Below are 26,534 nucleotides of genomic sequence, written 5' to 3'. Positions count from 1 at the left end.
GACGGGAGTGCGGCGATGAGTCAGGTGCCGGCCGCGGACGCCACACTCCGCATCCTCACGTTCCTCGCATCGCAGCGTGGTCCGGTGCCCGCCGCGGTCATCGCCGGCGCGCTCGACCTGCCCCGTTCGACCGTGTACCACCTGCTCGGCGTGCTGCAGGAGCGCGGGTTCGTCGTGCACCTGCCAGAGGCGAAGCGCTACGGCCTCGGCGTCGCGGCGTTCGAGCTGGCCGGCGGCTTCGCCAGGCAGGAGCCGTTGAGCCTCCTCGGGCGTCCGCTGCTCGCGGACCTCGTCGACCGGCTGGGCGAGAGCGCGCACCTCGCCGTCCTCCACGGACGTGACGTCCTCTACATCGTGGAGGAGCGCGCTCCGCGGCGTCCGCACCTCGTGACCGATGTCGGCGTCCGCTTGCCCGCGCACCTCACCGCGAGCGGATGTGCGATCCTCGCGGCGCTGCCCAAGGGGCAGTTGCGGGCGCTGTATCCCGATGCCGCATCGTTCGTCGATCGCACGGGGAGCGGCCCGAAACGGTACAGCGAGTTGCGTCGGATGCTCGACCGGACGGCTGCTGACGGCTTCTCGCGCGAGGACGGCGGGATCACGGCCGGCCTGTCGTCGGTCGGCGTCGCGGTGCGCGACCACCTCGGGTGGCCGGCTGCGGCCTTCGCGGTGACCTTCGCATCGTCCTCGCGCATCGACGAGGTGGCCGTCGCCGCCGAGGTCGCAAAAGCAGCCGCCGAGCTCTCGCGTCGCATCCGCGGCCGGTGAGGCGGGGCGGTGCGGCGGGGTGCGGCGCCAGAGACTCTCGCTTGTGGAGAACTCGCACGAGGACTAGCCTTTTCGTAATACGTTTCTCGAATGGACGTTCATGACTCGGCGCGGAAGCACGGTACTCATCCTGACGATGCGATCAGGGCGGCCACCAGCTGTTTGCTTCGTGTCGATCTGGACGACGACAGCCCCGCTCGGCAGCTGAGACTGGGGTTCGACAGATGCGGACGATTCCTGGAAGTCGTGGTGCTGACCTTCGACGACGGAACGGAACTCGTCATCCATGCCATGCCCGCCAGAAAGCGCTACCTTGCTCTTCTCCCATAACGAAAGGAATCACCGATGAATGACACCGGACGCACGATCGACGGAAATCCGATCGATGATGCTCAGATCGTGCAGTGGGCTGCGGAAGCCGAAGCCGGCTACGACGTTCAGGAGCTCGTCAAACGCGGGCGCCCTCGTATGGGCAGCGACATCGCGAAAGTGGTGCCGGTGCGGCTCGATCCGGAGCTGAATGCGGCGCTCGATCTCCGTGCGGTCCAGGACTCGACGTCGCGCAGCGCTGTCGTGCGTGAAGCGCTTCGTGCCTGGCTTCGTGGAGCGTGACCGCTATTCGGTCGAACGCAGGATGAGGGACAGCAGCGCCTCGGCGTAGGCGTCCTCCGAGGTCTTGGCTGAGTAACGGTGGGGGATACCGTCCGTGACGGTCACGACATCGAAGCGGGCGTCGCCGAACAGTGCGTCGCTCGCCGCCTCGAGGAGCAGATCCGCGTCGCCGACCGGGGCGCTGACCGTGTCGCCGGCCGAATGCATCGCCAGTTCCCGCGCATCGGTCCCGAAATCGAGCCGGGGCGGCGGCTCAGGAGACGGGGCGGCGATGATCGTCGGGTCGAGGTCCGAGCGGTCCGTCTGGCCGACGTCGACGCGTTCCAACGCGCGGAAGGACGAACCCAGCCGCTCGCGCAACTGCGCCTCCGACGGGAGCCACAGGGTGTCGACCTCGTCGACCGAATCGAGCGCCCACTCCGTCGTCCCGTTGAAGCCGAAACTGCGACCGCCAGGGTGCTCGTGCACCTCGATGGTCATCTCGCTCACCGTGAACACCTCGCCGCGGAACTCGCCGCGGTCGATCTGGAAGCGGTCGCCCGGGGCGGGCTGCCACCTGAGGCCGGCGGTGCGGAGTGCGCGGGCGAGCTCGGTCGAGATCATGCTCCCAGTATTGCGGCACCGACCGATCCTGACCAGGCATCCGGCCGGGTGTGCAGGGATGACGCAGGGTCGGGAGCAGGGTCGGGGGCGGGGGCAGGGGCAGGGGCAGGGGCAGGGGCAGGGCGCCGGGTCGCGGCGCAGGGTCAGGAAGCGGAGGACGAGCGACGCGGCGCCTGCAACCACGGCTGCAACACGCGCGTGACGAACGGGAGGAGCCAGTAGGTCATGATCGGCGTGAGGATGAGCGTCGACACGAGGACGTGCAGGAAGACGCCGAGCGGCTCCCAGCCGGGCACGACGTAGGTGACGAGCAGCGTGAAGACCAGGTTGAGCGGGAAGAAGCCCAGCCAGATCGTGATCGCCTGCTTCCACCGCGGCGGTGCGGACGGGATGGGCGGAGCGGCATCGGTCTCGTCGATCTGCGCCCCGCCGACGTGCAGGATGCCCTCCGGGGCATCGAACCAGCCCTCGATGCCGGTGCGCTTCTCCACCCGGGACTGCTCCATAAACGCCTCACCGCTCTGGAGCCACCATGCGCGCTCCGAGGAGTGCTCCCAGGCGGCGAGCGTCGCCTCATCGGTGAATCGGTAGAGCATGTACCAGAGGTCGCTGTGCTCGCCGGAGCGGATCCAGCCGGAGCCGAGGAATCCGGGGTATTTGTTGGCGAGGTTGATGCCGGCCTGCACCCAGATGGTGGCCTCGGAGATGCGCGCGGGGTTCACCCGGCGTTCGATCGAGACGGTGATGGGATCGTGTTCCATCCCTCAAGTACACCGCATCCCGCGGCGGTCGCCGCATCCGCTGGCGTATGCGGTACCCGTCGGCGTATGCCGCATCCATCGCCGTATGCCGCATCCATCGCCTCCCACCACCCGGGCATGTTCGCAATTCCGGAACTCTGAGGCGAATATCGCCGATTCTGCGCGATTCCAGTCACATGAGCCACTCCTGTCACACGTTCTCCGGAATTGTGCGCAGTAGGCTCTGGGCATGGCGACCCCTGACTTCGTCCTCGCGTTGCGCGAGCACATCGGCAACGCACCGCTCTGGCTCACCGGGACGACAGCTGTCGTGCTGCGCGGTCTCGACACGGGCCGGCCGGAGGTGCTCCTCGTGCGCCGCTCGGACAACGGCGCCTGGACGCCGGTGACCGGCATCATCGATCCGGGGGAGGAGCCGGCGGTTGCCGCCGAACGCGAGGTGCTCGAGGAGACGTCGATCACCGCGGTCGCTGAGCGGCTCGCCATCGTGCAGGTCCTCCCGCCGAACGTCTACGACAACGGCGACGTCACGCAGTACATCGACATCACGTTCCGCTGCCGCTACGTCTCGGGCGAGCCGTACCCTGCCGATGGCGAGAACACCGAGACCGGCTGGTACCCGCTGGACGCGCTCCCCGAGATGGCCGATGCGATGAGGCTGCGCATCGAGGCCGCCGCCTCCGACGAGCGCGAGGCGCGCTTCAACCGCTGAGCGGGCGTCGCGCTGCAACCGCTGAGCGGGCGGCTGCCGGTTCAGAATTCAGGAACTTCTGCGCAATTCAGGACGTTCTGGCTCCCCTCGGAGCCGGAACGCGAATTCCCGCACCAGAGTTCCTGAATTCTGAACAGAACCGGGAGCGACCGGGATCAGACGGATGCCGGAACGCCGGCCGACGGGACGCGAGCCGCAGCGATCGCATCCGCCGCCCGCACGAGCGCGAGGTGCGAGAGCGCCTGCGGAGTGTTGCCCACCTGGCGATCGTTCTGCACGTCGTACTCCTCCGACAGCAGTCCGAGGTCGTTGCTGAACGACACGAGCCGATCCATCAGCCCGCGCGCGTCATCGACCCGACCCGAACGCGCATACTGCTCGACCAGCCAGAACGAGCACGCGAGGAACGGATGCTCGTCACCGGGCAGTCCATCCACTCCGCTCGTCGTCCGGTAGCGCAGGAGCAGCCCGTCGCGCAGGAGATCCTCCTCAAGCGCTGCGACCGTGCCGATCATCCGCGGATCGTCGTGCGCGACGTACCCGATCTGCGCCAGCTGCAGGAGGGAAGCATCGACCTCCGTGGTGCCGTAGTGCTGCACGTAGGTGCCACGATCGTGGTCGTACCCCTGCTCCTCGATCTCCTCGCGGATGCGGTCGCGCAGTGCCGCCCAGCGATCGGCCGGACCTGCGAGACCGTGGTCCCGGACCGCCCGCACGCCGCAATCGAGCGCGGCCCACAGCATCGCCCTCGAGTGGGTGAAGTGCTGCAACTCCCCGCGCACCTCCCAGATCCCGTGGTCGAGGCGCTGCCACTGCTCCTCGACGACGCCGAGGAGCGCGCGCTGCAGGCTCCACGAGAACTCGTCCTCCCTGACGCCGATGTCACGGGCCTGCGCGAGCGCGAGCATCACCGCTCCGAAGATGTCGCCCTGGTACTGCGTGTACGCGCCGTTGCCGATGCGCACGGGGGCGGCTCCGTCGTATCCGGGCAGGCTCGTGAGCTCGACCTCCGCGAGATAGCGCTCGCCGGAGAGGCCGTACATGATCTGGACATCGTTGGGATCGCCGGCGATGGCGCGCAGCAACCAGTTGCGCCAGCCGTGCGCCTCGCCCTTGAACCCGTGGTTCATAAGCGCTTCCAGGGTGAGGGACGCATCGCGCAACCACACGTACCGGTAATCCCAGTTGCGCACGCCGCCGAACGACTCCGGCAGGCTCGTGGTCGCCGCTGCGACGATCCCGCCGGTGTCCTCGTGGGTGAGCGCGCGGAGGACGAGGAGCGAGCGGGTGACGGGTTCGGCGTACTCCGTCGGCGGTTCGCAGCTGTCGGCCCAGGAACGCCACCAGCGGACGGTCGAGTCGATGCGGGCGTCGACGTCGAACGGCTCAGGGGCGTCGCGGTGCGCCGGATACCAGGTGAGGGTGAGGTCGATCGTCTCACCGGCCGCGACGGTGAACTCGGCGCTGTGCGCATGATTCTGAGCGGTCAGGTGCGGTCCGCGGACGACGACTGCGTCCGGTCCTGCGACGGCGATGATCCCGTGTCCGTTCTTCGTCTGTCTGACCCAGGGCACCGCCGTCGCGTATCCGAATCGGAGACGGAGGTCCTCGGTCATTGTGACGGTGCCGCTGATGCCGCGCACCCGGCGGATGACATCGGCCCGACGATCGCCGTGCGGCATCAGATCGGTGACCTCGACCACCCCGTCCGTGGTCCTCCAGCGGGTGACGAGGACGAAGGTGTCCTCGAGGTACTCGCGAGTCGTTCGGGCGTCCGGATCCGTTGGACGGACCGACCAGCGGCCGTGATCCTCGGTGCCGAGCAGGGCGCCGAACATCGACGCCGAGTCGAATCTGGGCAGGCACAACCAGTCGATGCTGCCGGTGCGGGAGACCAGCGCCGCCGTGTGGCAGTCGCCGATCATGGCGTAGTCCTCGATGGGGCTTGGCATGTCCCCATGCTGCCACGCGGGCCTGAGGGCGGGCCAAGGACGTGCACAATTCCGGAACTTTTCCAGAATTCAGGACGATTCGGGGCGAAAAGCGGCGAAATCGTCCTGAATTGCGTGAGAGTTCCGGAATTGTGCACGGGGAGGAGGGGAGGAGGGGAGGAGGGGAGGAGGCGCGGGAGCGGCGGCGCAGCGGCGCAGCGGCGGGGCGACTCCGACGGCGATCGACAGGACGGCCGTGACTTCTGGGGCGACATCGGGTAACGTAGTCAGGTCGGCTCTAGACACCGCGTTGTGTACCGCGGAAAGGGTTTGTAAGTCTGGTGGGCCGGTTTCCCAACGAACACGTTGGTGAATTTCACACATTGTGAACGGTCCCGGCCATTGATCGCCCGGGTATGAGCATGCCGCAACATCATCCGTGTTGTGTCGTCATGCGTGTTGTTCATGCAAACGAGATAACCCGGAAAGCACCATGCCCAAGAACAAGAAACCAGCCGGCGGACGTCCGGCCAAGAACTTCGACCCGCGTTACGGCGAGAACAAGAAGCCGTACGCAGCTCGCACCGGCGGCCCGCAGGCCGGCAGCAAGAGCCCCGGCCACCGCGGCTACCGCCCGGAAGACGCCAACGCCCCCAAGAAGTCGCGCTGGAACGCCGACGAGCGCGCAGACCGCGCCGCCCGCACCGACGCGTCCGACGGCGGCTCGCGCTACGATCGCAACGACCGCCCGTCCTCGGGTGGCTACCAGGGTCGCAACGACCGCAACGATCGTCCGTCGACTGGCGGATACCAGGGTCGTTCGAACGATCGTCCCTCGTACAACCGTGGTGGCGATGACCGTCCGGCACGTTCCTACGACCGCCCCGCAACCGGTGGCTACCAGGGTCGCAACGACCGCAACGATCGTCCGTCGTCCGGTGGGTACCAGGGTCGTTCGAATGACCGTCCGTCGTACAACCGCGGTGGCGATGACCGTCCGGCTCGTTCGTACGATCGTCCGTCCTCTGGTGGCTACCAGGGTCGCAACGACCGCAACGATCGTCCGTCGACCGGTGGGTACCAGGGTCGTTCGAACGACCGTCCTGCGTACAACCGCGGTGGCGATGACCGTCCTGCACGTTCCTACGACCGCCCCGCAACTGGTGGGTACCAGGGCCGTTCGAACGATCGCGATGACCGTCCGGCACGTTCCTACGACCGTCCGGCGACCGGCGGTTACCAGGGCCGTAACGACCGTAACGACCGTCCTGCGTACAACCGTGGCGGCGACGACCGTCCCGCACGTTCCTACGACCGCCCGGCATCGGGTGGATACCAGGGCCGTTCCAACGACCGTGACGACCGTCCGGCACGCAGCAACGACCGTCCGTCCTACGGGCGCCCTTCGACAGGCTCAGGGACCGGTGCGGACCGTCCCGCTCGCTCCTACGGCGGCGACCCCCGTCAGGCGAACCGCACCGACCGCCCGGCCCGTTCGTACGATGACCGTCCGGCGCGTTCGTACGACGACCGTCCGGCCCGTTCGTACGATGACCGCCCCAAGCGCTCCTACGACGACCGTCCGGCACGCAGCTTCGACGGCGCCGGTGCAGGCAACGGCCGCAGCAGCGACTTCTACCCGAAGAAGGACGACGGCGCACGCTTCGTCCCGCAGGACGACGTGGTGCTCGAGCGCCTCGAGGCCGACGCGATCGAGGCGAAGGACGTCGAAGGCGTGACCTTCGAGGCCCTCGGCCTCGGCGGCAACATCGTCCGCGCCCTCGAAGAACTCGGCGCATCCAGCCCGTTCCCGATCCAGGCGGCGACGATCCCCGATGTCATCGCGGGTCGCGACGTCCTCGGCCGCGGCCGCACGGGCTCCGGCAAGACGATCGCCTTCGGCGCTCCGCTCGTCGAGAAGCTCATGGAGAACGGCGGCGGCAAGAACCGCAAGCCGGGCCGCAAGCCCCGTGCGCTCATCCTCGCTCCGACGCGTGAGCTGGCGCTGCAGATCGACCGCACCGTGCAGCCCATCGCACGCGCCGTCGGCCTCTTCACCACGCAGATCTACGGCGGCGTCCCGCAGGGCCGTCAGGTCGGTGCGCTGCAGCGCGGCGTCGACATCATCGTCGGCACGCCCGGCCGCATCGAGGACCTCATCGAGCAGGGGCGTCTCGACCTCTCGCAGGTCACTGTGACCGTCCTCGACGAGGCCGACCACATGTGCGACCTCGGCTTCCTCGAGCCCGTCCAGCGCATCCTGCGCCGCACGGCTCCCGACGGCCAGAAGCTGCTGTTCTCGGCAACGCTCGACAAGGGTGTCGCCACCCTCGTCAAGGAGTTCCTCCCGAACCCCTCGGTCCACGAAGTCGCCGGTGAAGACCAGGCGTCCTCGACGATCGACCACCGCGTCCTCGTGGTGGAGCACAAGGGCAAGGACCAGCTCATCGAGCAGCTCGTCGACCGCAGCGAGAAGACCCTCGTCTTCGCTCGCACCCGTGCGTACGCCGACCGACTGACCGAGCAGCTCGAGGACGCCGGCATCCCCGCCGTCTCCCTCCACGGCGACCTCAACCAGGCGCGCCGCACGCGCAACCTGGAGAAGCTCACCTCCGGCCGTGTCAACGTCCTCGTCGCAACCGATGTCGCGGCCCGCGGCATCCACGTCGACGACATCACCCTCGTGGTGCAGGCCGACGCCCCGGACGAGTACAAGACGTACCTGCACCGCGCCGGCCGTACGGGTCGTGCGGGCAAGGTCGGTCGTGTCGTCACGATCATCCCGCGCGCACGTCAGCGTCGGATGACCGAGCTGCTCGACCGTGCCGAGATCGAGGCGTCGTTCGTCAACGCCGCTCCCGGCGACGCCGTCGTCGGTGAGATCTCCGCGTCCGCCAACTAGGTTCCGCCTGAAAGCCCGTCCCGACACCGTCGGGGCGGGCTTTCGTGTCCCCGCCCGTCCCCCGCTCCCGACCCAGCCGCTTCTGCCGAGGGGTCGCAAACTGCGGGTGTCTCCGCGTCAGACCCGCACATTGCGACCCCTCGGCAGAGGCCGCGGAGGGCTAGGGGCGGAAGGACTGGCGCTCGTCCTCGCGCGGGGCGTGGACGAGCGGATCGGCGACGCCGTCGAAGACGCGGACGGGGCGCGTCGCGTCCCAGGACGGCCAGCCCGGCGCGCCGTCCCTGGCGAACGTGACCCAGGCGGAGTGCATCGATGTCGCGAGCGATTGCGGCGCATCGGCTCCAGCGAGCGAGACGGAATCCGGGACCGCGAGGCCGTCGAACACGAACCCCAACTCGACGGCGTGCGCGGCACCGAGGTCCTGCACCGGACTGCGCCAAGCGAACTCGTACATCCAGGTCCGTCCACCCGCGGCGGTGCGGGCATCGGCCAGACGGTTGGCGGGGACCCGCAGGAGCAGGTCGGTCGCCAGTGCGCCGAGGATCTCGCCGGACGATGCGCCGGGCCGGTTCCGCCGATACAGCCGTACGGCCCGGGCGGAGATCTTGAACTTCAGCCGAGCGACGAGCACGTGGAGTCTCGTGAAGGTGCTGAGGAGGCCGGTGGGCAAGAACCACAGCCGGTACTCTTCGGTCGTCGTCCCGATCAGGATCGGGATGCGGCCCGCGATGCCTGCGGTCACCGCATCGATGGGGTTCCTCGGGAACAGGTCGTCGTCGAACGCGATCGAGAACCCGGCCCCACCCGTGATCGGCGTCGATCCGGCGGTGACCCGCTGCATCGATGCGACGAGTTCTGCGGGCGCGACGGCGGCGAAGGCGTCGCGCGTCGCTTCGATCTGGAGATCCTTCGCCATCAGGCGGGTGATGCGGCCGGTCCGCTCGCGGGTGTCGCCGCTCAGCGGCCCGCTCATCACGATGGCCTGCTGCATCACGTCGCCCGCCTGGGGGTGCGAGGCGAGCGCCGCCGTGAGCGCACCTCCGGCCGACTGCCCGAACACGGTCACCCGTCGCGGATCGCCGCCGAAGCGCTCGATCTCAGCCTGCACCCAGCGCAACGCCGCCATCTGGTCCGCCAGCCCGAGGTTGAGCGGCGCGCCATCCAGCACCGAGAATCCCTCGGCGCCCAGGCGGTAGTTGGCAGCCACATACACGATGCCGTCCCTCGCGAACGGAGTCCCGTCGTAGGCGGCGAGGGCATTCGAACCGTGGGCGAGCGAGCCGCCATGGATCCACACCATGACCGGCAACAGCTCGCTCGTGCGATCGGCGGGGGTCCACACGTTGAGGTTGAGGATCTCGTCGCCAGGAACCTCGACCGTTGGGAGCAGATCCTCGAGGCCGCCGCCGTACGGGGCTTGTGGTGCGGTCGGGCCGTAGCTGGAGGCATCGCGAATCCCGAGCCACGGCTCGACGGGCTGCGGGGACCGGAACCGGTTCTCGCCGAACGGTGCGGCGGCGTACGGGATACCGAGGAAACGATCGATGCCGTCTGCCGAGGTCCCCTGCAGGGTCCCGCTCGCGATGGACACCGTCGGACGGACCTCAGTCTCGCTGCTCATGCCCCCACCCTATCGATCGGCCCCGTCGGCCTGCCCGCGAGCTGTCAGTTGTGGCTGGATAGCCGCACCGGATGCCCGCCACAACCGACAGCTCGCGAGCAGGCAGTTGTGGCGGTTTGGCAAGCCGGATAGCCGCCACGACTGACAGTTCGCGGGCAGGGTGGGGGAGGAAAGCTAGACGCGGGCGATACGCAGGGCCTCGATGACGAGGGCGTGATCGGTCGCCTGGGTGAGACCGCTCACCGCGACGACGCCGACGAGCTCATCGCCGACGTGGATGGGGAACGCCCCGCCGTGGGCCGCGTGCAGCTCCGGATCCAGGCCGGATTCGACGGCGAAGTCGCGCCCGTCGAGCCGGAACCGCGCTCCGACGTACCAGCTCGCGTGATCGAAGATCCGCACGGTGCGCGCCTTGCGCATGATCCAGTCGTCGTTCTCGGCGCTCGACCCAGGAAGCCCGGCCTGGAACGCACGCTGCTCACCGAGCAGGACGGCGATCGACACCGGATGCTGACGTTCCTGCGCGAGGGCGACGAGCACGTTTCCGAGCTTCCACGCATCCGTGTGGTCGAACGAGTCGAACCGGAGCTCAGCCTCCTGCTCGGTGATCGCGGCGATGATCGCTTCGTCGGTGTGGGGGATGGCTGGAGGCTGCGTCGCCTCGGCTCCCTGAGTTGCTGCATCGGACATCTGCACATCATGGCATGTGTGCGAGCTGCCCTGCGCGCATAACTCCTTCAATCTGTCGCGGCCGATCTGCAGACCTGCGAGATTCCGCGGCGCGATGAATGGCGGCCTTCAATTTGAAGTAGTTATGCGCGATGGATGGGGCGGTGGGGGAGGCGAGAGGAGAAGAGAGGAAGGAAGCGGAGAGCGGAGAGCGGAGAGCGGAGAGGAGGGAGGAGGGAGAGGAGAATGGTGGGATGCTGATTCGTCCGTTCGCCCTATCAGACCTGTCCACCGTTGTTGCTCTGTGGGCGGATGCCGGGTTGACGAGGCCCTGGAACGATCCGATCAAGGACATCGAACGGAAGTTGACGACGCAACCGGAACTGTTCCTTGTCGGGGAGCACGACGGGGCGGTGATCGCGACGGTCATGATCGGGTACGACGGGCACCGCGGTTGGGTGCACTACCTCGCCGTGGCCGAATCGCGGCGGGGTGAGCGACTGGGACAGGCGCTCATGGCTGAGGCCGAACGGCTGCTCACGGAGCGGGGATGCCCGAAGATCAACCTCATGGTGCGCTCCGGAAACGAACGGGTGATCGGGTTCTACGAGTCGATCGGCTACGGCACCGACGAGGTCGCCGTGCTCAGCAAGCGTCTGATCCCGGACGTCTGATTTCGGACGCCTGATCCCCGGACGATTCGTTACGGACAGCTGATCCCGGACGACAGATCCCGGACGTCTGATCTGTGGTTCGGTCAGAACAGCGTCGGTTGCACCTGCAAGCCGGTCATCGGCGCGCCGCTCCTCGCGAGGTCGGCGAAGCGGACACCGGCCGGGGCGCCGATCGGACCACCGGCGGGACCGCCCGTCCGAATGCTGACGCGCTCGCCTTCATCGTTGCGCATCATGCCGATGGCGCTCGACCGGACACCGCCGGTTGCCGGATCCTCTCGCCCGCGTTCCATCCCGTGCGCCCGGATGAGCGGACGGATGCGGGCCGCGAGCCACTTGCGGTACTCCTTCGGTGCGTAGGTGCCCGTCCGGTAGAGGTCCTCGTACTTCTCGACGAGTTCTGGATGGGCGCCGGCCAGCCAGTGCATGAACCAGGGCTTCACGCCGCCCTTGAGGTGCAGTGCGGAGAAGAGGACGGAGGTGGCTCCGGCTTTCGCGATGCGTTCGAGCGCGTGGTCGAGGTGGGCACTCGTGTCGGTGAGATACGGCAGGATCGGCATCATAAGGACGCTCACGTCGAACCCATGTTCGCGGGCCGCAGTGACGGTGGCGAGGCGCGCGGTGGCCGTGGGTGTGCCCGGTTCGACGGAGTGCTGCAGTTCGTCGTCGAAGATGGCGATCGACATCGCAAGATCCACGGGAACCTGCCCAGCCGCATCCGCGAGCAACGGGAGGTCTCGGCGGAGCAGCGTGCCCTTCGTCAGGATGGAGAACGGCGTCCCCGACTCCGCGAGCGCGGTGATGATGCCGGGCATCAAACGGTACTTCCCCTCCGCGCGCTGGTAGGGATCGGTGTTCGTCCCGAGGGCGACGGGATGCTTGCCCCAGCTCGGCTTCCGGAGCTCGCCTTCGAGCACCTCGGCGACATTGACCTTGACGACGACCTGCGTGTCGAAATCGCGACCGCCGTCCATGTCCAAGTAGGTGTGCGTCGGTCGGGCGAAGCAGTACGTGCAGGCGTGCGAGCAGCCCCGGTACGGATTGATGGTCCAGCCGAAGGGCATGACCGATTGGCCGGGAACCTTGTTGAGCGCGGACTTGGCGAGGACCTCATGGAACGTCACGCCGGCGAACTCCGGCGTCTGCACGCTCCGCACGAGGTTGTTGAGCTTGGCGAGTCCTGGCAGGGCCGACGGTTCCTCGACCCCAAGCTCTTGACCGCTCCATCTCATCCCCCTATTAGAACATACGTTCGAGTCTTTTGGGTGCTGCGTCTTCGTCGCGTTCCGGACGGCCCGACGCATGGGAGAAGGAAGACCGCGCGAGAGAAGGTGGATTCGCCGCGGAACCGCCTTCTCTCGTGCGGCCTTCCTTCTCCTGTGCGGGCCCGCCGAGTGGTGACTACTGGAGCACGATCGCGGCCTCCTCGTTGTTGAGGACGACGACCGGGGTGACGGCAGGGTGGCCGGCCGCGCGGATCTTCGTGAGGTCGAAGCGCAACAGCGGCGTCCCGGCCGTGACGACGTCGCCGGAGGCGACGAGGTTCTCGAAGCCGTCGCCGCGCATCTCGACGGTGTCGATGCCGACGTGGATGAGCAGTTCCGTTCCGTCAGCCAGCACGAGGGCCACGGCGTGCCCGGTCTCGAAGACATGGCCGACGGTTCCATCGGCCGGTGCGACGACCGTGTCGCCGGAGGGCTCGATCGCGATGCCCGGCCCCATGATCCCCGTGCCGAACGTCGCATCCGGCACCTCGGAGAGCGGGACGACCTCGCCGGCGAGCGGCTGCCGCAGGACGATGGTTGTGAGTGGTGGCGTGAGAGTCGACGTGCCTGACCCGGCCGCGGTGCCCGACCCGACCTCGGCACCTGCCTCGATGGCGGTCCCCGACCCGCCCTCGACCGGAACGCTCGCGGTCCCGGCGATGATGCGCTCCATCGCGTCCTTCACGAACTGGACGTTGAGTCCGTATACGACCTGCACGGAGGTGCCACCCGGCTTCATCGTTCCGGCTGCGCCAGCGCGCTTGAGTGCTGCGTCGTCCACGAGGGCGACGTCCGCCACCTCCATGCGCAGCCGTGTCGCGCAATTGTCGAGTTCGACGATGTTCGCTGGCCCGCCGAGCGCGTCCAGGAACCTGCCGGCGGTCGCGAGATACGCATCGTCGGTTCCGGCGGTCGAAGCGGTTCCGTCGGACCCGTCGACGAGGTCGTCGTCCTCCCGGCCCGGCGTCTTGAGTCGCCAGCGGAGGATGACGAAGCGGAACACTAAGAAGTAGATCAGGAACCAGCCGACGCCCATGATCGGGATGATCCACGGGTTTTCCGCAAGCGGATTGGCCCAGTTGAGCACGAGGTCGATGAATCCGCCGGAGAATCCAAAGCCCATCCGCACCGGGAGGATGGCGCTGATGGCGAGGGAGATCCCCATGAACACGGCATGGATGAGATAGAGCCAGGGTGCGAGGAACATGAACGCGAACTCGAGCGGTTCCGTCACACCGACGAAGAACGAGGACACCGCGGAGGACAACAGGATGCCGTAGACGATCTTCTTGCGCTTGGTCTTGGCGGTCACGTACATCGCCAATGCGGCGCCGGGCAGTCCGAACATCATGATCGGGAAGAAGCCCGTCATGTACTGTCCGGTGACGCCGTACACGCCCGTGTCGTTGAGGAAGTTGGTGAGGTCGTTGATGCCGGCCACGTCGAACCAGAACACCGAGTTCAGCGCGTGATGCAGGCCGAGTGGGATGAGCATCCGATTCATAAAGCCGTAGATGCCGGCACCGAGCGGCCCGAGCGTCACGATGAACTCGCCGAACCCGACGAGCCCGCCGTAGACGATGGGCCAGACGACGTAGAGCACAAGCGCGACGACGAGCGAGACGCCAGCGGTGACGATGGCCACAGACCGCTTCCCGGAGAAGAACGACAAAGCATCCGGCAGCTTCGTGTCCTTGAACCGGTTGTAGCAGAACGCCCCGATGAGGCCGCAGAGGATGCCGATGAAGGCGTTCTGGATGCTCGAGAACGCCGGATCCGCCGCCGAAGCCTCGACGCCGCGGAAGAGGGCGACCGTCTCCGGCTTCAACAGCGTCGTGACGGTGAGCCAGGAGACGAGACCCGCGAGTGCCGAGGTGCCGTCGGTCTTCCTGGCCATACCGATCGAGATGCCGATCGCGAAGAGCAGCGGCATGTTGTCGAGCAGCGCCCCACCTGCTGCGGCGAGGAACGTCGTGACGACGTTGTCGCCGCCTGCTGCCGACTTGATCCAATAGCTGACGCCGACCAGGATGGCGGCGACCGGCAGGACGGCGACGGGCAGCATGATCGATCTGCCGAGTCGTTGGAAGAATTTCACGGGGCCTCCTCAAGGCTCACAATGAAACAACCTTATGTTGTGGAATACCGGAATCGACAATTCAAGCCGATTGTGGAGAGAACGTCCGGATGATCGGGCGTGTGGAATGCTGTGGCGGGGACGACGAAGACGGGTGAAAGATCGATGCGGCAGCCGGACATACGAGGGTGTGGGCATCCCCGTGAATCCTGAGCAACCAGCAGACGACGACGCAGACGACAACTCGGCGGACGACTCCGTCTTCGACCGGATCGTCGCCGAGGTCCTCGAACCGCTCCGGCGGTTCCTCGCCAGACGCACCGACGCGCACACCGCGGACGAAGTCCTCAACGAGACGCTCGTTGTGCTCTGGCGGCGCAGCGCGGTCGTCCCCGTCGATGCGGCGATCCCGTGGGCCATCGGCATCGCGAGACGCCAGTTGCAGAATGCGGAGCGCGGCGCACGGCGTCGGGATCGGCTCGTCGCGCGCATCGCGATCGTGGATCCCCCGCAGGAGCGGGTCTCGGGTCCAGGGGAGGAATCGGCCGAGACGGACCGGACGGACATGGTCGGAGAGGCGCTGCGACGACTCCGACCCTCCGACGCCGAGATCCTGCGCCTCTGGGCGTGGGACGAGCTCACGATCGGTGAGATCGCGACCGTGCTCGGAGCCAGCGCCAACGCCGTCTCGATCCGGCTCCACCGTGCGAAGGCCCGCCTTCGCGAGCGGCTCGGAAAGCTCGAAAACGGTTCCGGACATGTATCGGCAGCGGCACACGAGCCGCGGACGACGCAGACGCGGACGACGCAGACGCAGACGACGCAGACGACGGAGACGACGGAGAAGGGAGCGCAGCGATGACGAACCGGGATGGGAACCAGCACCAGCACCAAGACGGCCACAACCGCCACAACCGCCACTCGGACGCGGACCAGGACGACCTGGCACAGCGGCTGCGAACCGCAGACCCGGCGGCGTCGCTCCACCCCTTGTCGCGCGAAGCGACCGACCGACTGAAGGAAACCATTGTGAAGAGCGCCACCAGCACCAGTTCGACCCCCGCCACTGCCGCACGGCGACCCCGCCCTCGCACCCGCACCCTCGTCGCAGCGGGCGCCGGGCTGCTCGTCGCAGCCGGCATCGTCGTCGCGGTCGTGGTGTCCTCGAGCCCAGGCGCCACCCACCTCACGGCCGGGACCTCCGGCATCGCGGCGAAATGCATCGCGCCCGACGCCGAACGCGTGGGGGCGGCGACGCTGGCCTTCCAAGCGACGGTCACGTCGATCGACGACGGCACCGTCACGATGCACGTGACGGAGCGCTTCGCGGGGGAGACATCGGACACGGTGACCGTCGCCCAGGCCGGCGACGAGCAGATCAGCGACGGCGGTCCGCTGCACTACGAGACAGGCGAGCGGTACCTCATCGCAGCGACCGACGGCCAGATCCTCAGCTGCGGGCTGAGCGGCATCGCATCGCCAGAACTGCACGACGTCTACACACAGGCGTTCGGGCAGCCGAAAGCCGGCTGACGCCGACTCAGTCCGGGAGCCCTGCGACCGACGCCCCGCCGGCCAGCGACCACCACAGCAGCCCGATCGTCACGAGCCAGAACAGCGCGAGGAACACCCAGTCGCGCGTGCGGAACGGGATGAGCGTGCGCTCCGTGCGCTCGGGATGGGCGCCGAACGCCCGCGAATCCATCGCGAGCGCGACCCGCTCAGCATGCCGGATCGCCCCGGCGAGCAACGGTACGATGTACCCCGCGTAGCGCCGCACCCCGGCGACGGGACCCCGGCCACCCGCCATGCCGCGGACCCGGTGCGCCGACCGGATGACCTCCAGTTCATGCCCGAACCGCGGCACAAAACGATACGCCGCAAGCGCCGTGTAGCCGATGCGATACGGCACGTGCAGCTGCTGGATCATCGACCGGATGAAGTCGGGCCCCGTTGTGGTGAACCCGCCGATGAACGCCAGCACGAGCAGACTCGCGAGCCGGAGCGCTGTCGCAAGACCCACGAGGAGCGCGCCGAGGTAGAACCGGTAGTCGCCGATCTGGAACAGGAGGACCGAACGGTCGACGTGCGCTGCATCGGTCCACAGGCCGAAACTGAATGACATCACGGCGACGACGACCGGCAGGCCGACGAACACGAGAAGCATCATCCGCCTCGTGAGACTCGCCCCGACGAGCAGGATCACCAGACCGAGCGCGATGAACAGCAACGGCGTGCGGATGTCACGCAGGAAGACGAGCGCGAGCATCGCGGGGAGGGGGGCTGCGAGTTTCGAGAGCGGGTTCAGCCGGTAGAGGAAGCGGATGGGCGGGTGCGGGAGCGGGCGGGCGTAGGGGTCCGTGAGGGTCTGGTTGGCGGTCATGCTGGACCAGGGGATGCGGGGTCGGGCCCTTCGACAGGCTCAGGGACCGAGGGCCCTTCGACAGGCTCAGGGACCGAGGGCCCTTCGACAGGCTCAGGGACCGGGGGTGCCGCGACAGGCTCAGGGACCGGGTGGGGCCCGACGGGAGCAGGGGCCGATGGGAGGTCCTGGAGGCGCGAGACGGCTCGCCACCGCGGGTCGGTGACGCCCCGCATCGCCCTGGCGAGCGGCGGCAGCCGGAGACCGGCGCGCGCGATCAGCTCGTCATCGGCGAGGATGTCGGCCGTGCGCCCGTAGGCGAGCAGCCTGCCGTCGTCGAGGACGGCGACGTGGGACGCATCGTCGGCGACGAGCTGCATGTCGTGCGTCACGACGATGACGGTCGTGCCCTGCCGGTTGAGCTCGGCGAGGAGGGCGAGCAGCTCCACCGCGCGCTCGCGGTCCTGCCCGAACGTCGGCTCGTCGAGCGCGAGCACCGGTGCACCGGCGATGAGCGCCGTGCCCACCGACAGCCGCCGCTTCTGCCCGCCGGAGAGGAGGAAGGGGTGCACATCCCGCAACGATTCGAGACCGAACCGGGTGAGCATCGCATCGACTCGCCGCTCGACCTCCGCCTCGTCGACGCCCCGGATCCGCAGGCCGTGCGCCAACTCGTGATGCACGGTGTGCGTGATGAACTGGTGCTCAGGATTCTGGAAGACGAATCCGATGGCGCCGGCCAGGGCCCGCACATCGCTCCGGCCGGGATCGAGGTCGCCGACCGAGATGCGTCCCCGCGGCGGCGCGACGACCCCGGCGATCGCCTGGACGAGTGTCGTCTTGCCCGCACCGTTCGTGCCGATGACCGCGACGAAATCGCCGCGGGCGATGTCGAGGGAGACGTCGTGCAGGATCTCGCGTCGTCCGCGGGTGACGGAGAGGTTGCGGACGGAGACGGCTGGGGTGGGGGTGGGCCCTTCGACAAGCTCAGGGACCGGGGTTTGGGTCGGGACTGGGGAGGGCCCTTCGACGGGCTCAGGGACCGGCGGCGGGGTTGTGGGGGTGGGCCCTTCGACGGGCTCAGGGACCGGGACCGGGACCGGGAGGGTGGGCTGTGGCAGGGACGGCTGCGCGTTCAGGGCGGCCGTGAGTTCTGCAGGGGTGAGCGGCAGCGGATCCAGCGCGATGCCGGCATCACGCAACCGCAGTCCGGCGAGCGTCGCGACCGGCACCCACACCCCCATCGCGAGGAGATCGTCGAGGTGCCCGAGCAGGACCTCCCTCGTCGGGCCGTCGAAGACGAGCCTGCCGGAGCGGTCGAGGACCACGACCCGGTCCACGAGATCGATGGCCGCATCGAGGTTGTGCTCGACGAGCAGGATGGCGTGCCGCCGCTCGCGCACGAGATCACCGAGCACGGCGTAGACCTCGTCGATCCCGGCCGGGTCGAGGTTCGCCGTCGGCTCGTCCAGCACGAACAGTCGACTGCCCATCGCAAGTGCACACGCGATCGCGAGTCGTTGCCGGCCGCCGCCCGACAACCGGTCCGGGTTCTCCGTCCGGCGCTCCCACAGCCCCACCTGCCGCAGGGCGCGTTCCGCTCGGGCGAGCACCTCGTCGACCGGCAGCAACTGGTTCTCCGGCCCGAAGCACACCTCGTCGAGGAGCGTGCCCGTCACGATCTGCGAATCCGGGTCCTGGAACACCATCGACACATGTTCGCTGAGCGTTGCGACAGGGGTGCCGGCGGTATCGAGTCCACCCGTCGTGACCGTGCCGGCGAGCTCGGCCGGGACGGCGTGCGGGATGAGGCCGTTGACCGCGAGTGCGAGCGTCGACTTCCCGGACCCGCTCGGCCCGAGCAGCAGCACGACCTCGCCGTCCGCGATCTCGAACGACACACCGTCCGGCGTCCACACGGTCCGTTCGTCGTGACGGATCCGCACGTCGACGATGGACGTCGCGATGGCGCGTGGCGGCTGGGGATCGGTCATCTGGGGTGGCGGACGCTGCTGGTGAGCAGAACGCTCCTGCTCAGCGGGCGCCGGCCGCCGGGCTGGCGTCGTCGGTCGAGCCCGCCTGCGGTGCGGAAGCGGCCGAGCCCGCGGCTGCGGCCGTCGGGGCCGTCGTGGCCCGTCGACGGTCGACCGGCAAGCTCAACGAGCGGCCGACCCCGGCCCGCCCGAGTGCCGCCGCGACGCCGCGGCCGATCGCCGTGAACGCGATCGGGCTCAACACGAACAGGGCGATGTAGACGATCTGCGCCGCCGGAGCGAAGTGGTTGATGCCGAGCACGATGAGCACGCTGCCACCGAAGACGAGACCCGCGATACCGGCGGCCAGGTAGAAGACCCACGGCTTCCAGTTGCGGAAGCGGGTGACGGCGAACGGGAGCTCCTGCAGGAGGCCGATGGCGAGGCCGGTGCCGAAGTACCGGAAGAACCACTGCGGGCTGAACGCCGCGGACACGAGCCCGGCGGTGACGCCGGTGATGAGTGCGACGCCCGCGCGGCGCAGGAGCGCCTGCGAGACGACGCCGGGCAGGAAGTACACGCCGATGATGATGCCGTAGAGCACGGGCGCCGTCGCGGAGATGGCGCCACCGACATAGCCGCTCACGACGAAGACGAGACCGCCGCCGACACCGATCGCGGCGCAGGTGAGCAGAAGCCTGGTGCTCAGTCGGTTCATGGTGCTCCGTTCGGACGGTTTTGGCGGTGAGGCCAGCCTATCCTTTGCGGCGCGAGACGTATCCTGCAAACGTCCTGTACGAGGCGGATGCGCAGGCGGTGCGCGCCCGCCGGAGTCGCCCGGCGCCGGTCAGAGCGCCCTGCGCCTCGGCGTCAACCGCACATTCGGCAGCGGGGGAGCCGGGATGCGGTCCGCCCCGTGCCCGGCAACGGTCCCGAATCGCTCCGCCCCTCGCTCCCAGTCCTCGCGCGCACTCGCGATCTCCTCGTGGCTTCTGGCGACGAAATTCCACCACATCACGAGCTCCTCGCCGAACGGCACCCCGCCGAGCAGGATGAATCGTGCCCCGGCGAGCGAGTCGAATTCGATGTGATCGCGCCCGGTCCCGAGGTAGAGGAGCGGTCCGGATTCGAGCTCGGTCCCGCCGACGGTGACGCTGCCGGAGAGGACGAGGACGCCGTGTTCGAAGTCGGGATCGACGGGGACCGAGACCCGTGCGTCGGGCCGGAGCGTCACATCGGCCCCGAGGAGCGGCGTGTGCACGAGCGCCGGGGAATCGACGTCACCGAGCGCGCCGACGAGGACGGTCGCCCGAAGCCCGCCGGCCTCGTAGACGGGGAGTTCCGTGTGCTGCTCGAACGCCGGATCCGTGTCCGCGACATCGCGGGGCAGCGCGACCCAGAGTTGGAGGCCGTGCATCGGCGCCGTCTGCTCGCCGAGCGAGAACTCCGAGTGGGAGACGCCGTATCCGCTCGTCATGATGTTGAGCTCGCCCGGCCGCACCGTGACATCGCTGCCGACGCTGTCCCGATGGCGGATGTCGCCTTCGAGCGGCCAGGTGACGGTTTGGAGGCCGGTGTGCGGGTGCGGGAGGACGCGCATCACGGCGTCGTCCTCGTCGAAGCGGTCGAGGAAACACCATGCGCCGATCATCGGCAGTTCTCGTTGGGGGAGCGTCCGGTGGACCTTCAGCCCGCGCACACCGCCGAGCGGGACCTCGCGGGACTGCAGGAGACGCGTCCCTGCGGTGTCGTCGCTCGCGTGGCAGAGCTCCGTCTCCGAGCCGGCGTCGAGGCGGGTCATCGCGCGGCCTCCGCCGGCCAGTCGACGTGGTCCTCGAAGCTCGGATGCTTCCGCAGATACGACTGCACGAACGGGCAGTAGGGGACGATCGTGAGGCCGCGGGACACGACGTCCTCAAGCGAAGCCTCCGCGAGAACACCGCCGAGACCGCGGCCGCCGAAGGCCGGATCGATCTCCGTGTGGGTGAAGAGCACCTGGCCCGGACGCAGCTTGTAGCCGCAGATCCCGGCCCTGACGTCGCCGATCCAGATCTCGTACTCGTTCGTCGTGTCGTTGCGGCTCACCCGAGGTTCCGGCTGGTCGTCGTCCTGGTCGCTCATCGGTGTCCCTCCCCTGCCTTCAGGGTAGTTCCGTCGGGGTGCGGATGCACCTCTTGTGTTGTCGATCGTGTCGTGATGCTGCACCGATCGTGCGCTGGTCGTGCGTCGATCGGATGTCGATACCCGGTTTGGCGGCGTGGAGGCGGGACTCGGACGCCCGAACCCGCTTGTCTGGAGGGCACCGGCGCCGAACCAGGCGACGCGAACGACGACAGGACGGACACCCGATGGGCCTCTTCGACTGGATCAAGCGCGGCAAGCGGACGACGCCGGCGGCCGATCGCGCCGAGCAGGCCGGCCGCGCTGAACAGACCGACCGAGCCGACGAGTCCGCCGCGTCGGCGTCCGCCGCGGCGCGCGAATCGGTCGAACGGGGCGCAGCAGCCGCTCGCGGCGCTTCCGCCGCACCGACCGGCCAACGCGCGCCGATGTGGGGCGACCGCGTCGGCGTCGTCGCCACACGGAGTGTGCAGATCCTCGCGATCGTCGCCGTCGCATCGATCATCGTGTTCGCGATGACGCAGCTCTCGCTCGTGATAATCCCGCTCGTCCTCGCGCTCATCCTCGCCTCGGCGATCCACCCGCTCGTGCGCTTCATGCGGGTCAAGGGCGTGCCGTCGATCCTCGCGACCTGGATCGCGCTGCTCGCGCTCATCGTCATCCTCGGCGGCGTCGGCTGGCTCATCGTGTGGGCCGTCCGGAGCCAGTGGAACGACCTCGTGTCCTCAGCGGCCGACGGCATCGATGCGCTGCAGGACTACGTGCAGCACCTCCCGTTCTCGATCAGCAGCGACCAGATCGACGACGCAAAGGACTGGGCGGTCGGGTTCCTGACGAGCAGTCAGTTCGGGAGCGGCGCGCTCGCCGGAGTGTCAGCGACCGCGAGCTTCATCACCGGTCTGTTCCTCATGGTCGTCGTCCTGTTCTTCTTCCTCAAGGACGGCCCGAAGATCTGGGAGTTCCTCCTGCGTCCCTTCACGGGTGCGAGCTACGAACGCGCTCGCCGCATCGGCGACAAGACCGTCGACGTCCTCGGCGGGTACGTGCGCGGCACGGCGACCGTCGCCGCGGTCGACGCCGTCGGCATCGGGATCGCGTTGGCGATCATCGGCGTTCCCCTGGCGCTGCCGCTCGCCGTGGTCGTGTTCCTGACGGCGTTCATCCCGCTCGTCGGTGCGACGGCCGCCGGGATCCTCGCCGCGCTCGTCGCCCTCGTCGCGAACGGGCCGGTCGCAGCACTGGTGGTCATCATCGTCGTTATCGCCGTGAACCAATTGGAGGGCAACTTCCTGCAGCCCGTCGTGATGGCGCGATCGCTCAAACTGCATGCGCTCGTTGTGCTGCTCGCGTTGACGGCCGGCACGATCCTCGGCGGAATCGTCGGCGCGGTCCTGTCCGTGCCGATCGCTGCCGTCGCCTGGGGCATCGTGTCCGTGTGGAACGGCCCGAACGATCCTGCGGAGCCCGCGAGGCAGAAGCGGCCGGAGACCGTCTGATCCGCGCCGGGTCACGCGACGAATCGATACACTCGACGCGATGAGCACACATCTCGAAGAGCGATTCGATTCTCTGGTGTCCGAGGTGGTCACGACGACGTTGAAGCCACTCGGATACCGCAAGAAACAACTCGTTTGGACACGAGCGACCGACGCGGCGGTGCACCGGATCGTGCTCCAGCGCAGTCAGGGCAACACGGCGAACCACCTGCGCTTCTACGTGGAGCTGTCGGCGTTCGTCCCCGCATTCGCCCGCGCGATCGGTCACACGGTGCCCGCAGATCCGACCAAGGCCACCCCGCCGTATACGCGTCGGTTCGAGTCCGTCGCGCACTGGCCGTCTCAGTGGGTCGACCTCGAGGAGTGGGAGGACGCCGACCTCAATCCGGCTCTTGAGACGGCACTGCGCCGAGTCGATGCGCATCTCGCCGAGATCGTCACCGCCGATGCGCTCGCTGACGCGTTGCGCACGCGAGGCCCGTTGAACGTCGACCTGTTCGCGTGGTCACTCGTCACCGGCGACACAGCGGCGGTCGACGGGCAGATCGCCGCTGCCCGCGCCCAGTTCGGGGCGGAGGACCGGTGGCCGCGACTGTTCGCGCAGTTCGAACGGACAGCGGCCCGCCACGGCGTGGTGCTGGACGCCATCGCCTGAGGGGCGCCGCGTCAGGAGCTTGGCGACGTCGAAGCATTCAGCCCGGCGCCGTGGCTAGCTAGTCGACGAAGGGTTTCGGGTCGCGGCCCGGCCATTCCCAGATCACGCCGACCTGGCTCTCGAGGGAGAAGAACCAGCGGCCGTCGTCCATGCCATCGTCGTTCGTTGGGAACGCTTGGCGGATGATGTCGACTTGTTCGTCGGGCGTGCCCGTGACGAGAGACGCGTCGGACCACCACAGCAGTCGCATCTGTCCATGTTCGAGGAAATGAGTCAGCGCCCATAGAAACCCCTCTCGCCGTTCGGAGAATGATTCGAGTTTGTGTGGAAGATATGAGTATCCAAATGGTTGTTTGAAGTACAGCCACACCGAGTCGAGCTCCTGCCACTCAGCTCCTTCCGCGATGTACAAGAGCTGCTCAGCTGAAAGCGGCGGATTCTGGAAGTTCATTCGAGTTTGATCTCCAACTCTTTGGGTCGACACTCGTCCGAGGGTGCGTTGTCGAGCGTCGGAGCCCGGTCGCTGAGCTTGTCGAAGCGTTCAGCCCGGCATCGTGGCTAGTCGACGAAGGGTTTGGGGTCTCGGCCCGGCCATTCCCAGAGGACTCCGACCTGGCTCGCGTCGGTCAAGAACCAGACCCCATCGTCCAGGTCCTCGTCGTTATAGGGGAACGCTCGCCGGATGATGTCGACTTGTTCTTCGGGTGTCCCCGTGACGAGTGACTTGTCGGACCACCGCAGCAAGCGGATGTGCCCGTTCTCAAGAAAACGGGTCAGCGCCCAGAGGAATCCTTCTCGACGTTCTTCGAATGAAACGAGGTCGTGGCTGATACTGCGATATTCGATGGGCACACCGAACTCTTGCCAAACGGAGTCAAGCTCCTGCCATTCACTTCCTCCGGCGATTTCCTCGAGCTGCTGACTTGTAAGCACTGATCCTGAATGCTTCATTCGAGCTTGATCTCCAGTCTGTTCTTCGGAAAACCTTGTGAGGTGAAGTCGTGGTTGATGATGTCGATGGTCCATCGTGACACTCCGGATGTCGATTTTGAGCGGAGGTTGACCTTGCTGCCGTCGTCGAGCTTGACGTTCCACACTTGTGGATCACTCGTTGGGGTGAGTTCTTTGCCTCCGGCGAATTCGGTGGCGATGCGTCGTGCTTCGGTGGCGAGTTCAGCGTCGGGGATGTCAGCGGTGTCGTAGAGCCGTGTCGAACCCGTCTTGTTGGGGGTCGAGAGCACTTCTTTCCCGCCGACGCTCAACGGCGCTGCCGCGTCGCCCTTCGCGAAGAGCCGCTCGATGCGATCGATGGGGAGGGTGCCGGTGACGGGGATCGGCGCGGGGATCTTCGGGATGTCGTCGAGGCCGCGGGCGGTAGCGCCGGCGATGGGGCCGAGCCTGCCGGCACCCGAGCCCGCGGTGCCGGCGAGTCCGCCGCCTCCAGCGAGCAGGCCTGCGCCCGAGAATGCGAAGCGTCCGACGACGCGGCCAGGATGTTCAGACCAGTCGTAGAGGCCGAAGAGTTCATCGACGATGGCCCCGGCTGTGCCGAACGGATCACTCGCGAGGGCTCCGGCCGTTGCAGCGAACCCGCTACCGACCTCCTGGAGGTGTTCCCACTCGGCGGCAGGGCCTTCGGCGACGAGCCGGATGAGATGACTGACGGGGGAGAACTCCCAGACCCCGGCGAGTGTGTCCCATCCGGAGAGCAGGAATCCCTCGACGAACTCCCCCGGGAAGACCGCGACCTTGCCGGCGACGTCCCAGAACCCCTCCCAGAACGGCTGCTCAGGCGCCGAGGCCGCCCAGGCGCGGATCGCTTCGGCGGCGTCGTCACCGGCAACGACGAGATATCGCCTCGCCGATTCGAGGTCGGCTTCCGCCTCCGCGCGGGCGCGGGCGCCTGGGTCGAACGGAAGCACGGGGATGATCGCGCCGATGAATGCCGCCGGGTTCGCATCGACGGCGCACTGATGCTGCGCCTGATGGTCCACCATCGCCTGCTCGGTCAGCCACTCGCCCTGCTTCCACCGGCCGATCGCCTCGTCCACTGTTGCCCGGCAACGGTTGAACGCGCTGCGGTAGTCGTCGAGGGTCGTGTGGGCGCGCGCCATTGCCGCGCTCGCATCGACCCAGGCCTGAGGCATGCCGGAGAACTCCGTCCGGAAGTCATCCGCAGCTGGACCGGTCCATTCGCCGACCGTGATCCTCCCGAGCGCCTCCGCGACCGCGGAACACTCCTGCATCGTCTGCTCGAATGCTTCGAGTCCGCGGTCGATCGCTCCAAGGTCCCCGGGGAGCAGCGCGTCAGGGGCGAGGGTGTCTGCGAGGCCGGGGGCGCCACCCCACCACCCGGTCACCGGCCACCACCGCGCGGCGCGGAACCGCCCGGCGCAGGACCGCCCAGTGGCGGCCCGACCCGCCACGGTGACGGCTCCCGCGGCGGCGCGGTGAGCATCGACCCGACCGCGTCATCCAACCGGTTGTACTCCGCAGCGGCACCGGCGAGTGATGCGCCGACGGTGCGGACGTCCTCGACGAGTTCCGATGCGCCCGTCTCCCACCTCGACCGGAACGTCGCGAGCGCATCGGCGAGACCTGCGTGTCCGAGCTGCTCTGACCCGGTGGGGAGATCGGAGAGACCGGTCGCGATCTTCCACGTTCCGAGTTCGGCGGCCACCGCGGCGGCGTCGGCGAGAACGGACGCGTCGACCGTGAACCGGCTCACGCGGCACCTTCGGCACGCTGAACGATCACTCCATGGAGCCCTCCGCCGGACCCCTGCTCGATTCCGATGAGTCGCGGCCCTGCCTGCCCCCTGGTCAGGATCGACGGGGCGGCCCCTTCTGCCCGGAGGTCCACCGCCAACTGATGCGCGCACCCCGGTTCGAGCATCAGCACCCGCGGCAACACCGGGAGCGCCAGCAGTTCCGCACCGGTCAGCTCGACCCAGCTCACATCCCGCCGGATGAACGCACCCAACCGTTCCGGACTGGACGCTGCGACGCCCATCCACCGGCCGTCGGAGGACCGCAGGAGCGCCATCCCCTGATACGGCGGCGCCGGCATCACAACACGGCACCCGGAGAACGCCTCCCAGAACTCCGGCACCGTGACCAGGCCGCCCAGCACAGCCAGACACAAGAGCTCGAGCGGAGCGACCGATGGCGGTGATGAGACGGGCGCTTCGATGGATGACACCGGGTCGATCCGGAACGGCGATCCCGCCCCAGTCCTCGACGCTTCAGACACACGACCCCCCGTTCCACTGTTGGCCATTAAACATATACACATATGGCATATTCATGAACCGACAGGTGTTGCCGTGGTCG

Annotated in this window: 26 protein-coding genes and 1 pseudogene; 10 read left to right on the top strand and 17 right to left on the bottom strand. The window is 68.0% G+C overall.

The window, feature by feature from the left end; all coding sequences use genetic code 11:
• Positions 1-15 precede the first annotated feature (15 nt).
• From ACL9RL_RS03985 to ACL9RL_RS03975, 3 genes are all read left to right on the top strand, one after another.
• Positions 16-768 (top strand): IclR family transcriptional regulator, encoded by a 753-nt coding sequence (locus ACL9RL_RS03985; protein WP_422778917.1) that lies wholly within the window; start codon positions 16-18, stop codon positions 766-768.
• A 90-nt stretch (positions 769-858) separates the two neighbouring features.
• Positions 859-1,098: a toxin gene (locus ACL9RL_RS03980; RefSeq protein ID WP_422778916.1), complete on the top strand. Its 240-nt coding sequence runs from the start codon at positions 859-861 to the stop codon at positions 1,096-1,098.
• Between the two features lie 15 nt (positions 1,099-1,113).
• Positions 1,114-1,380 (top strand): ribbon-helix-helix protein, CopG family, encoded by a 267-nt coding sequence (locus tag ACL9RL_RS03975; RefSeq protein ID WP_422778915.1) that lies wholly within the window; start codon positions 1,114-1,116, stop codon positions 1,378-1,380.
• Between the two features lie 315 nt (positions 1,381-1,695).
• Here ACL9RL_RS03975 and ACL9RL_RS03970 read toward each other — a convergent pair.
• Both ACL9RL_RS03970 and ACL9RL_RS03965 read right to left on the bottom strand, forming a co-directional pair.
• Positions 1,696-1,983: pseudogene (locus tag ACL9RL_RS03970) on the bottom strand (pilus assembly protein CpaE); the annotation flags it as partial.
• 143 nt (positions 1,984-2,126) lie between these two features.
• A complete protein-coding gene (locus tag ACL9RL_RS03965) occupies positions 2,127-2,744 on the bottom strand; it encodes an antibiotic biosynthesis monooxygenase (RefSeq protein ID WP_422778914.1) in 618 nt (205 codons plus the stop codon).
• A gap of 229 nt (positions 2,745-2,973) precedes the next feature.
• Here ACL9RL_RS03965 and ACL9RL_RS03960 point away from each other — a divergent pair, with 229 nt between their 5' ends.
• The gene (locus ACL9RL_RS03960; protein WP_422778913.1) at positions 2,974-3,456 is read left to right on the top strand and encodes an NUDIX hydrolase; all 483 of its coding nucleotides are present in this window, start codon (positions 2,974-2,976) and stop codon (positions 3,454-3,456) included.
• 155 nt (positions 3,457-3,611) lie between these two features.
• Here ACL9RL_RS03960 and ACL9RL_RS03955 read toward each other — a convergent pair whose 3' ends face one another.
• Entirely contained in the window at positions 3,612-5,474 is a 1,863-nt protein-coding gene (locus ACL9RL_RS03955; protein ID WP_422779210.1) for a glycoside hydrolase family 15 protein, read from the bottom strand.
• A gap of 406 nt (positions 5,475-5,880) precedes the next feature.
• Here ACL9RL_RS03955 and ACL9RL_RS03950 point away from each other — a divergent pair, with 406 nt between their 5' ends.
• A complete protein-coding gene (locus ACL9RL_RS03950; protein ID WP_422778912.1) occupies positions 5,881-8,289 on the top strand; it encodes a DEAD/DEAH box helicase in 2,409 nt (802 codons plus the stop codon).
• Positions 8,290-8,449: 160 nt separating this feature from the next.
• Here ACL9RL_RS03950 and ACL9RL_RS03945 read toward each other — a convergent pair whose 3' ends face one another.
• Positions 8,450-9,910: a carboxylesterase/lipase family protein gene (locus ACL9RL_RS03945; RefSeq protein WP_422778911.1), complete on the bottom strand. Its 1,461-nt coding sequence runs from the start codon at positions 9,908-9,910 to the stop codon at positions 8,450-8,452.
• Between the two features lie 174 nt (positions 9,911-10,084).
• A complete protein-coding gene (locus ACL9RL_RS03940) occupies positions 10,085-10,600 on the bottom strand; it encodes a heme-degrading domain-containing protein (protein ID WP_422778910.1) in 516 nt (171 codons plus the stop codon).
• A 233-nt stretch (positions 10,601-10,833) separates the two neighbouring features.
• On the opposite strand from ACL9RL_RS03940, the gene ACL9RL_RS03935 reads away from it, so the two are divergent.
• The gene (locus ACL9RL_RS03935) at positions 10,834-11,253 is read left to right on the top strand and encodes a GNAT family acetyltransferase (protein WP_422778909.1); all 420 of its coding nucleotides are present in this window, start codon (positions 10,834-10,836) and stop codon (positions 11,251-11,253) included.
• Between the two features lie 83 nt (positions 11,254-11,336).
• Here ACL9RL_RS03935 and ACL9RL_RS03930 read toward each other — a convergent pair whose 3' ends face one another.
• Together ACL9RL_RS03930 and nagE are read right to left on the bottom strand one after the other, a co-directional pair.
• On the bottom strand, positions 11,337-12,485 hold the full coding sequence (locus tag ACL9RL_RS03930; RefSeq protein WP_422778908.1) for an Rv2578c family radical SAM protein: 1,149 nt from the start codon (positions 12,483-12,485) through the stop codon (positions 11,337-11,339).
• Positions 12,486-12,654: 169 nt separating this feature from the next.
• Positions 12,655-14,616 carry an N-acetylglucosamine-specific PTS transporter subunit IIBC gene (gene nagE, locus ACL9RL_RS03925; RefSeq protein WP_422778907.1) on the bottom strand — a complete coding sequence of 654 codons (1,962 nt, stop codon included), beginning with the start codon at positions 14,614-14,616 and terminating at the stop codon, positions 12,655-12,657.
• 181 nt (positions 14,617-14,797) lie between these two features.
• Between nagE and ACL9RL_RS03920 the strand changes: the two genes are divergently transcribed.
• Both ACL9RL_RS03920 and ACL9RL_RS03915 read left to right on the top strand, forming a co-directional pair.
• Positions 14,798-15,457 carry an RNA polymerase sigma factor gene (locus tag ACL9RL_RS03920; RefSeq protein WP_422778906.1) on the top strand — a complete coding sequence of 220 codons (660 nt, stop codon included), beginning with the start codon at positions 14,798-14,800 and terminating at the stop codon, positions 15,455-15,457.
• Entirely contained in the window at positions 15,454-16,128 is a 675-nt protein-coding gene (locus ACL9RL_RS03915) for a hypothetical protein (RefSeq protein WP_422778905.1), read from the top strand. The genes ACL9RL_RS03920 and ACL9RL_RS03915 overlap by 4 nt, the downstream gene beginning before the upstream one ends.
• Before the next feature lie 7 nt (positions 16,129-16,135).
• Here the strand turns inward: ACL9RL_RS03915 and ACL9RL_RS03910 are convergent, their stop codons facing one another.
• The 5 genes from ACL9RL_RS03910 to ACL9RL_RS03890 form a co-directional block, all read right to left on the bottom strand.
• Entirely contained in the window at positions 16,136-16,978 is an 843-nt protein-coding gene (locus ACL9RL_RS03910) for an energy-coupling factor transporter transmembrane component T (RefSeq protein WP_422778904.1), read from the bottom strand.
• On the bottom strand, positions 16,975-18,951 hold the full coding sequence (locus ACL9RL_RS03905) for an ABC transporter ATP-binding protein (RefSeq protein ID WP_422778903.1): 1,977 nt from the start codon (positions 18,949-18,951) through the stop codon (positions 16,975-16,977). The genes ACL9RL_RS03910 and ACL9RL_RS03905 overlap by 4 nt, the downstream gene beginning before the upstream one ends.
• A 40-nt stretch (positions 18,952-18,991) precedes the next feature.
• A complete protein-coding gene (locus tag ACL9RL_RS03900; protein ID WP_422778902.1) occupies positions 18,992-19,648 on the bottom strand; it encodes an ECF transporter S component in 657 nt (218 codons plus the stop codon).
• 129 nt (positions 19,649-19,777) lie between these two features.
• Positions 19,778-20,731 carry a pirin family protein gene (locus tag ACL9RL_RS03895; RefSeq protein WP_422778901.1) on the bottom strand — a complete coding sequence of 318 codons (954 nt, stop codon included), beginning with the start codon at positions 20,729-20,731 and terminating at the stop codon, positions 19,778-19,780.
• A complete protein-coding gene (locus tag ACL9RL_RS03890; RefSeq protein WP_422778900.1) occupies positions 20,728-21,051 on the bottom strand; it encodes a GNAT family N-acetyltransferase in 324 nt (107 codons plus the stop codon). The genes ACL9RL_RS03895 and ACL9RL_RS03890 overlap by 4 nt, the downstream gene beginning before the upstream one ends.
• 227 nt (positions 21,052-21,278) lie before the next feature.
• Between ACL9RL_RS03890 and ACL9RL_RS03885 the strand changes: the two genes are divergently transcribed.
• Both ACL9RL_RS03885 and ACL9RL_RS03880 read left to right on the top strand, forming a co-directional pair.
• Positions 21,279-22,547: an AI-2E family transporter gene (locus ACL9RL_RS03885; RefSeq protein ID WP_422778899.1), complete on the top strand. Its 1,269-nt coding sequence runs from the start codon at positions 21,279-21,281 to the stop codon at positions 22,545-22,547.
• Positions 22,548-22,587: 40 nt separating this feature from the next.
• Complete coding sequence (locus ACL9RL_RS03880) at positions 22,588-23,202, top strand: DUF4304 domain-containing protein (protein ID WP_422778898.1); 615 nt, start codon at positions 22,588-22,590, stop codon at positions 23,200-23,202.
• 58 nt (positions 23,203-23,260) lie between these two features.
• Here the strand turns inward: ACL9RL_RS03880 and ACL9RL_RS03875 are convergent, their stop codons facing one another.
• The 5 genes from ACL9RL_RS03875 to ACL9RL_RS03855 all read right to left on the bottom strand — a co-directional run bounded on the left by ACL9RL_RS03875 (position 23,261) and on the right by ACL9RL_RS03855 (position 26,403).
• Positions 23,261-23,653 carry a hypothetical protein gene (locus ACL9RL_RS03875; protein WP_422778897.1) on the bottom strand — a complete coding sequence of 131 codons (393 nt, stop codon included), beginning with the start codon at positions 23,651-23,653 and terminating at the stop codon, positions 23,261-23,263.
• Between the two features lie 107 nt (positions 23,654-23,760).
• Positions 23,761-24,153: a DUF596 domain-containing protein gene (locus ACL9RL_RS03870; RefSeq protein ID WP_422778896.1), complete on the bottom strand. Its 393-nt coding sequence runs from the start codon at positions 24,151-24,153 to the stop codon at positions 23,761-23,763.
• Entirely contained in the window at positions 24,150-25,562 is a 1,413-nt protein-coding gene (locus ACL9RL_RS03865; protein WP_422778895.1) for a putative T7SS-secreted protein, read from the bottom strand. Before ACL9RL_RS03865 ends, ACL9RL_RS03870 begins: the two co-directional genes overlap by 4 nt.
• Positions 25,559-25,930, bottom strand: a complete 372-nt coding sequence (locus ACL9RL_RS03860) for a hypothetical protein (RefSeq protein WP_422778894.1) — start codon at positions 25,928-25,930, stop codon at positions 25,559-25,561. The genes ACL9RL_RS03865 and ACL9RL_RS03860 overlap by 4 nt, the downstream gene beginning before the upstream one ends.
• On the bottom strand, positions 25,927-26,403 hold the full coding sequence (locus ACL9RL_RS03855) for a hypothetical protein (protein ID WP_422778893.1): 477 nt from the start codon (positions 26,401-26,403) through the stop codon (positions 25,927-25,929). The genes ACL9RL_RS03860 and ACL9RL_RS03855 overlap by 4 nt, the downstream gene beginning before the upstream one ends.
• Positions 26,404-26,534 lie beyond the last annotated feature (131 nt).

Source organism: Plantibacter sp. Mn2098 (assembly GCF_049319745.1).
Classification (GTDB): domain Bacteria; phylum Actinomycetota; class Actinomycetes; order Actinomycetales; family Microbacteriaceae; genus Plantibacter.
The sequence above is the reverse complement of the archived record's forward strand: the minus strand, read 5'-3'. Positions and strand labels throughout refer to the sequence as shown.

Excerpts from the sequence above, each read along its gene's own strand:
- ACL9RL_RS03960 (WP_422778913.1), top strand. The coding sequence starts at position 2,974 with ATGGCGACCCCTGACTTCGTCCTCGCGTTGCGCGAGCACATCGGCAAC.
- ACL9RL_RS03915 (WP_422778905.1), top strand. The coding sequence starts at position 15,454 with ATGACGAACCGGGATGGGAACCAGCACCAGCACCAAGACGGCCACAAC.
- ACL9RL_RS03870 (WP_422778896.1), bottom strand. The coding sequence starts at position 24,153 with ATGAAGCATTCAGGATCAGTGCTTACAAGTCAGCAGCTCGAGGAAATC.
- ACL9RL_RS03930 (WP_422778908.1), bottom strand. The coding sequence starts at position 12,485 with ATGAGATGGAGCGGTCAAGAGCTTGGGGTCGAGGAACCGTCGGCCCTG.
- ACL9RL_RS03910 (WP_422778904.1), bottom strand. The coding sequence starts at position 16,978 with ATGACCGCCAACCAGACCCTCACGGACCCCTACGCCCGCCCGCTCCCG.
- ACL9RL_RS03900 (WP_422778902.1), bottom strand. The coding sequence starts at position 19,648 with ATGAACCGACTGAGCACCAGGCTTCTGCTCACCTGCGCCGCGATCGGT.
- ACL9RL_RS03880 (WP_422778898.1), top strand. The coding sequence starts at position 22,588 with ATGAGCACACATCTCGAAGAGCGATTCGATTCTCTGGTGTCCGAGGTG.
- ACL9RL_RS03965 (WP_422778914.1), bottom strand. The coding sequence starts at position 2,744 with ATGGAACACGATCCCATCACCGTCTCGATCGAACGCCGGGTGAACCCC.
- ACL9RL_RS03890 (WP_422778900.1), bottom strand. The coding sequence starts at position 21,051 with ATGAGCGACCAGGACGACGACCAGCCGGAACCTCGGGTGAGCCGCAAC.
- ACL9RL_RS03975 (WP_422778915.1), top strand. The coding sequence starts at position 1,114 with ATGAATGACACCGGACGCACGATCGACGGAAATCCGATCGATGATGCT.
- ACL9RL_RS03895 (WP_422778901.1), bottom strand. The coding sequence starts at position 20,731 with ATGACCCGCCTCGACGCCGGCTCGGAGACGGAGCTCTGCCACGCGAGC.
- ACL9RL_RS03945 (WP_422778911.1), bottom strand. The coding sequence starts at position 9,910 with ATGAGCAGCGAGACTGAGGTCCGTCCGACGGTGTCCATCGCGAGCGGG.
- ACL9RL_RS03940 (WP_422778910.1), bottom strand. The coding sequence starts at position 10,600 with ATGTCCGATGCAGCAACTCAGGGAGCCGAGGCGACGCAGCCTCCAGCC.
- ACL9RL_RS03980 (WP_422778916.1), top strand. The coding sequence starts at position 859 with ATGGACGTTCATGACTCGGCGCGGAAGCACGGTACTCATCCTGACGAT.
- ACL9RL_RS03985 (WP_422778917.1), top strand. The coding sequence starts at position 16 with ATGAGTCAGGTGCCGGCCGCGGACGCCACACTCCGCATCCTCACGTTC.
- ACL9RL_RS03885 (WP_422778899.1), top strand. The coding sequence starts at position 21,279 with ATGGGCCTCTTCGACTGGATCAAGCGCGGCAAGCGGACGACGCCGGCG.
- ACL9RL_RS03875 (WP_422778897.1), bottom strand. The coding sequence starts at position 23,653 with ATGAACTTCCAGAATCCGCCGCTTTCAGCTGAGCAGCTCTTGTACATC.
- ACL9RL_RS03935 (WP_422778909.1), top strand. The coding sequence starts at position 10,834 with ATGCTGATTCGTCCGTTCGCCCTATCAGACCTGTCCACCGTTGTTGCT.
- ACL9RL_RS03950 (WP_422778912.1), top strand. The coding sequence starts at position 5,881 with ATGCCCAAGAACAAGAAACCAGCCGGCGGACGTCCGGCCAAGAACTTC.
- ACL9RL_RS03905 (WP_422778903.1), bottom strand. The coding sequence starts at position 18,951 with ATGACCGATCCCCAGCCGCCACGCGCCATCGCGACGTCCATCGTCGAC.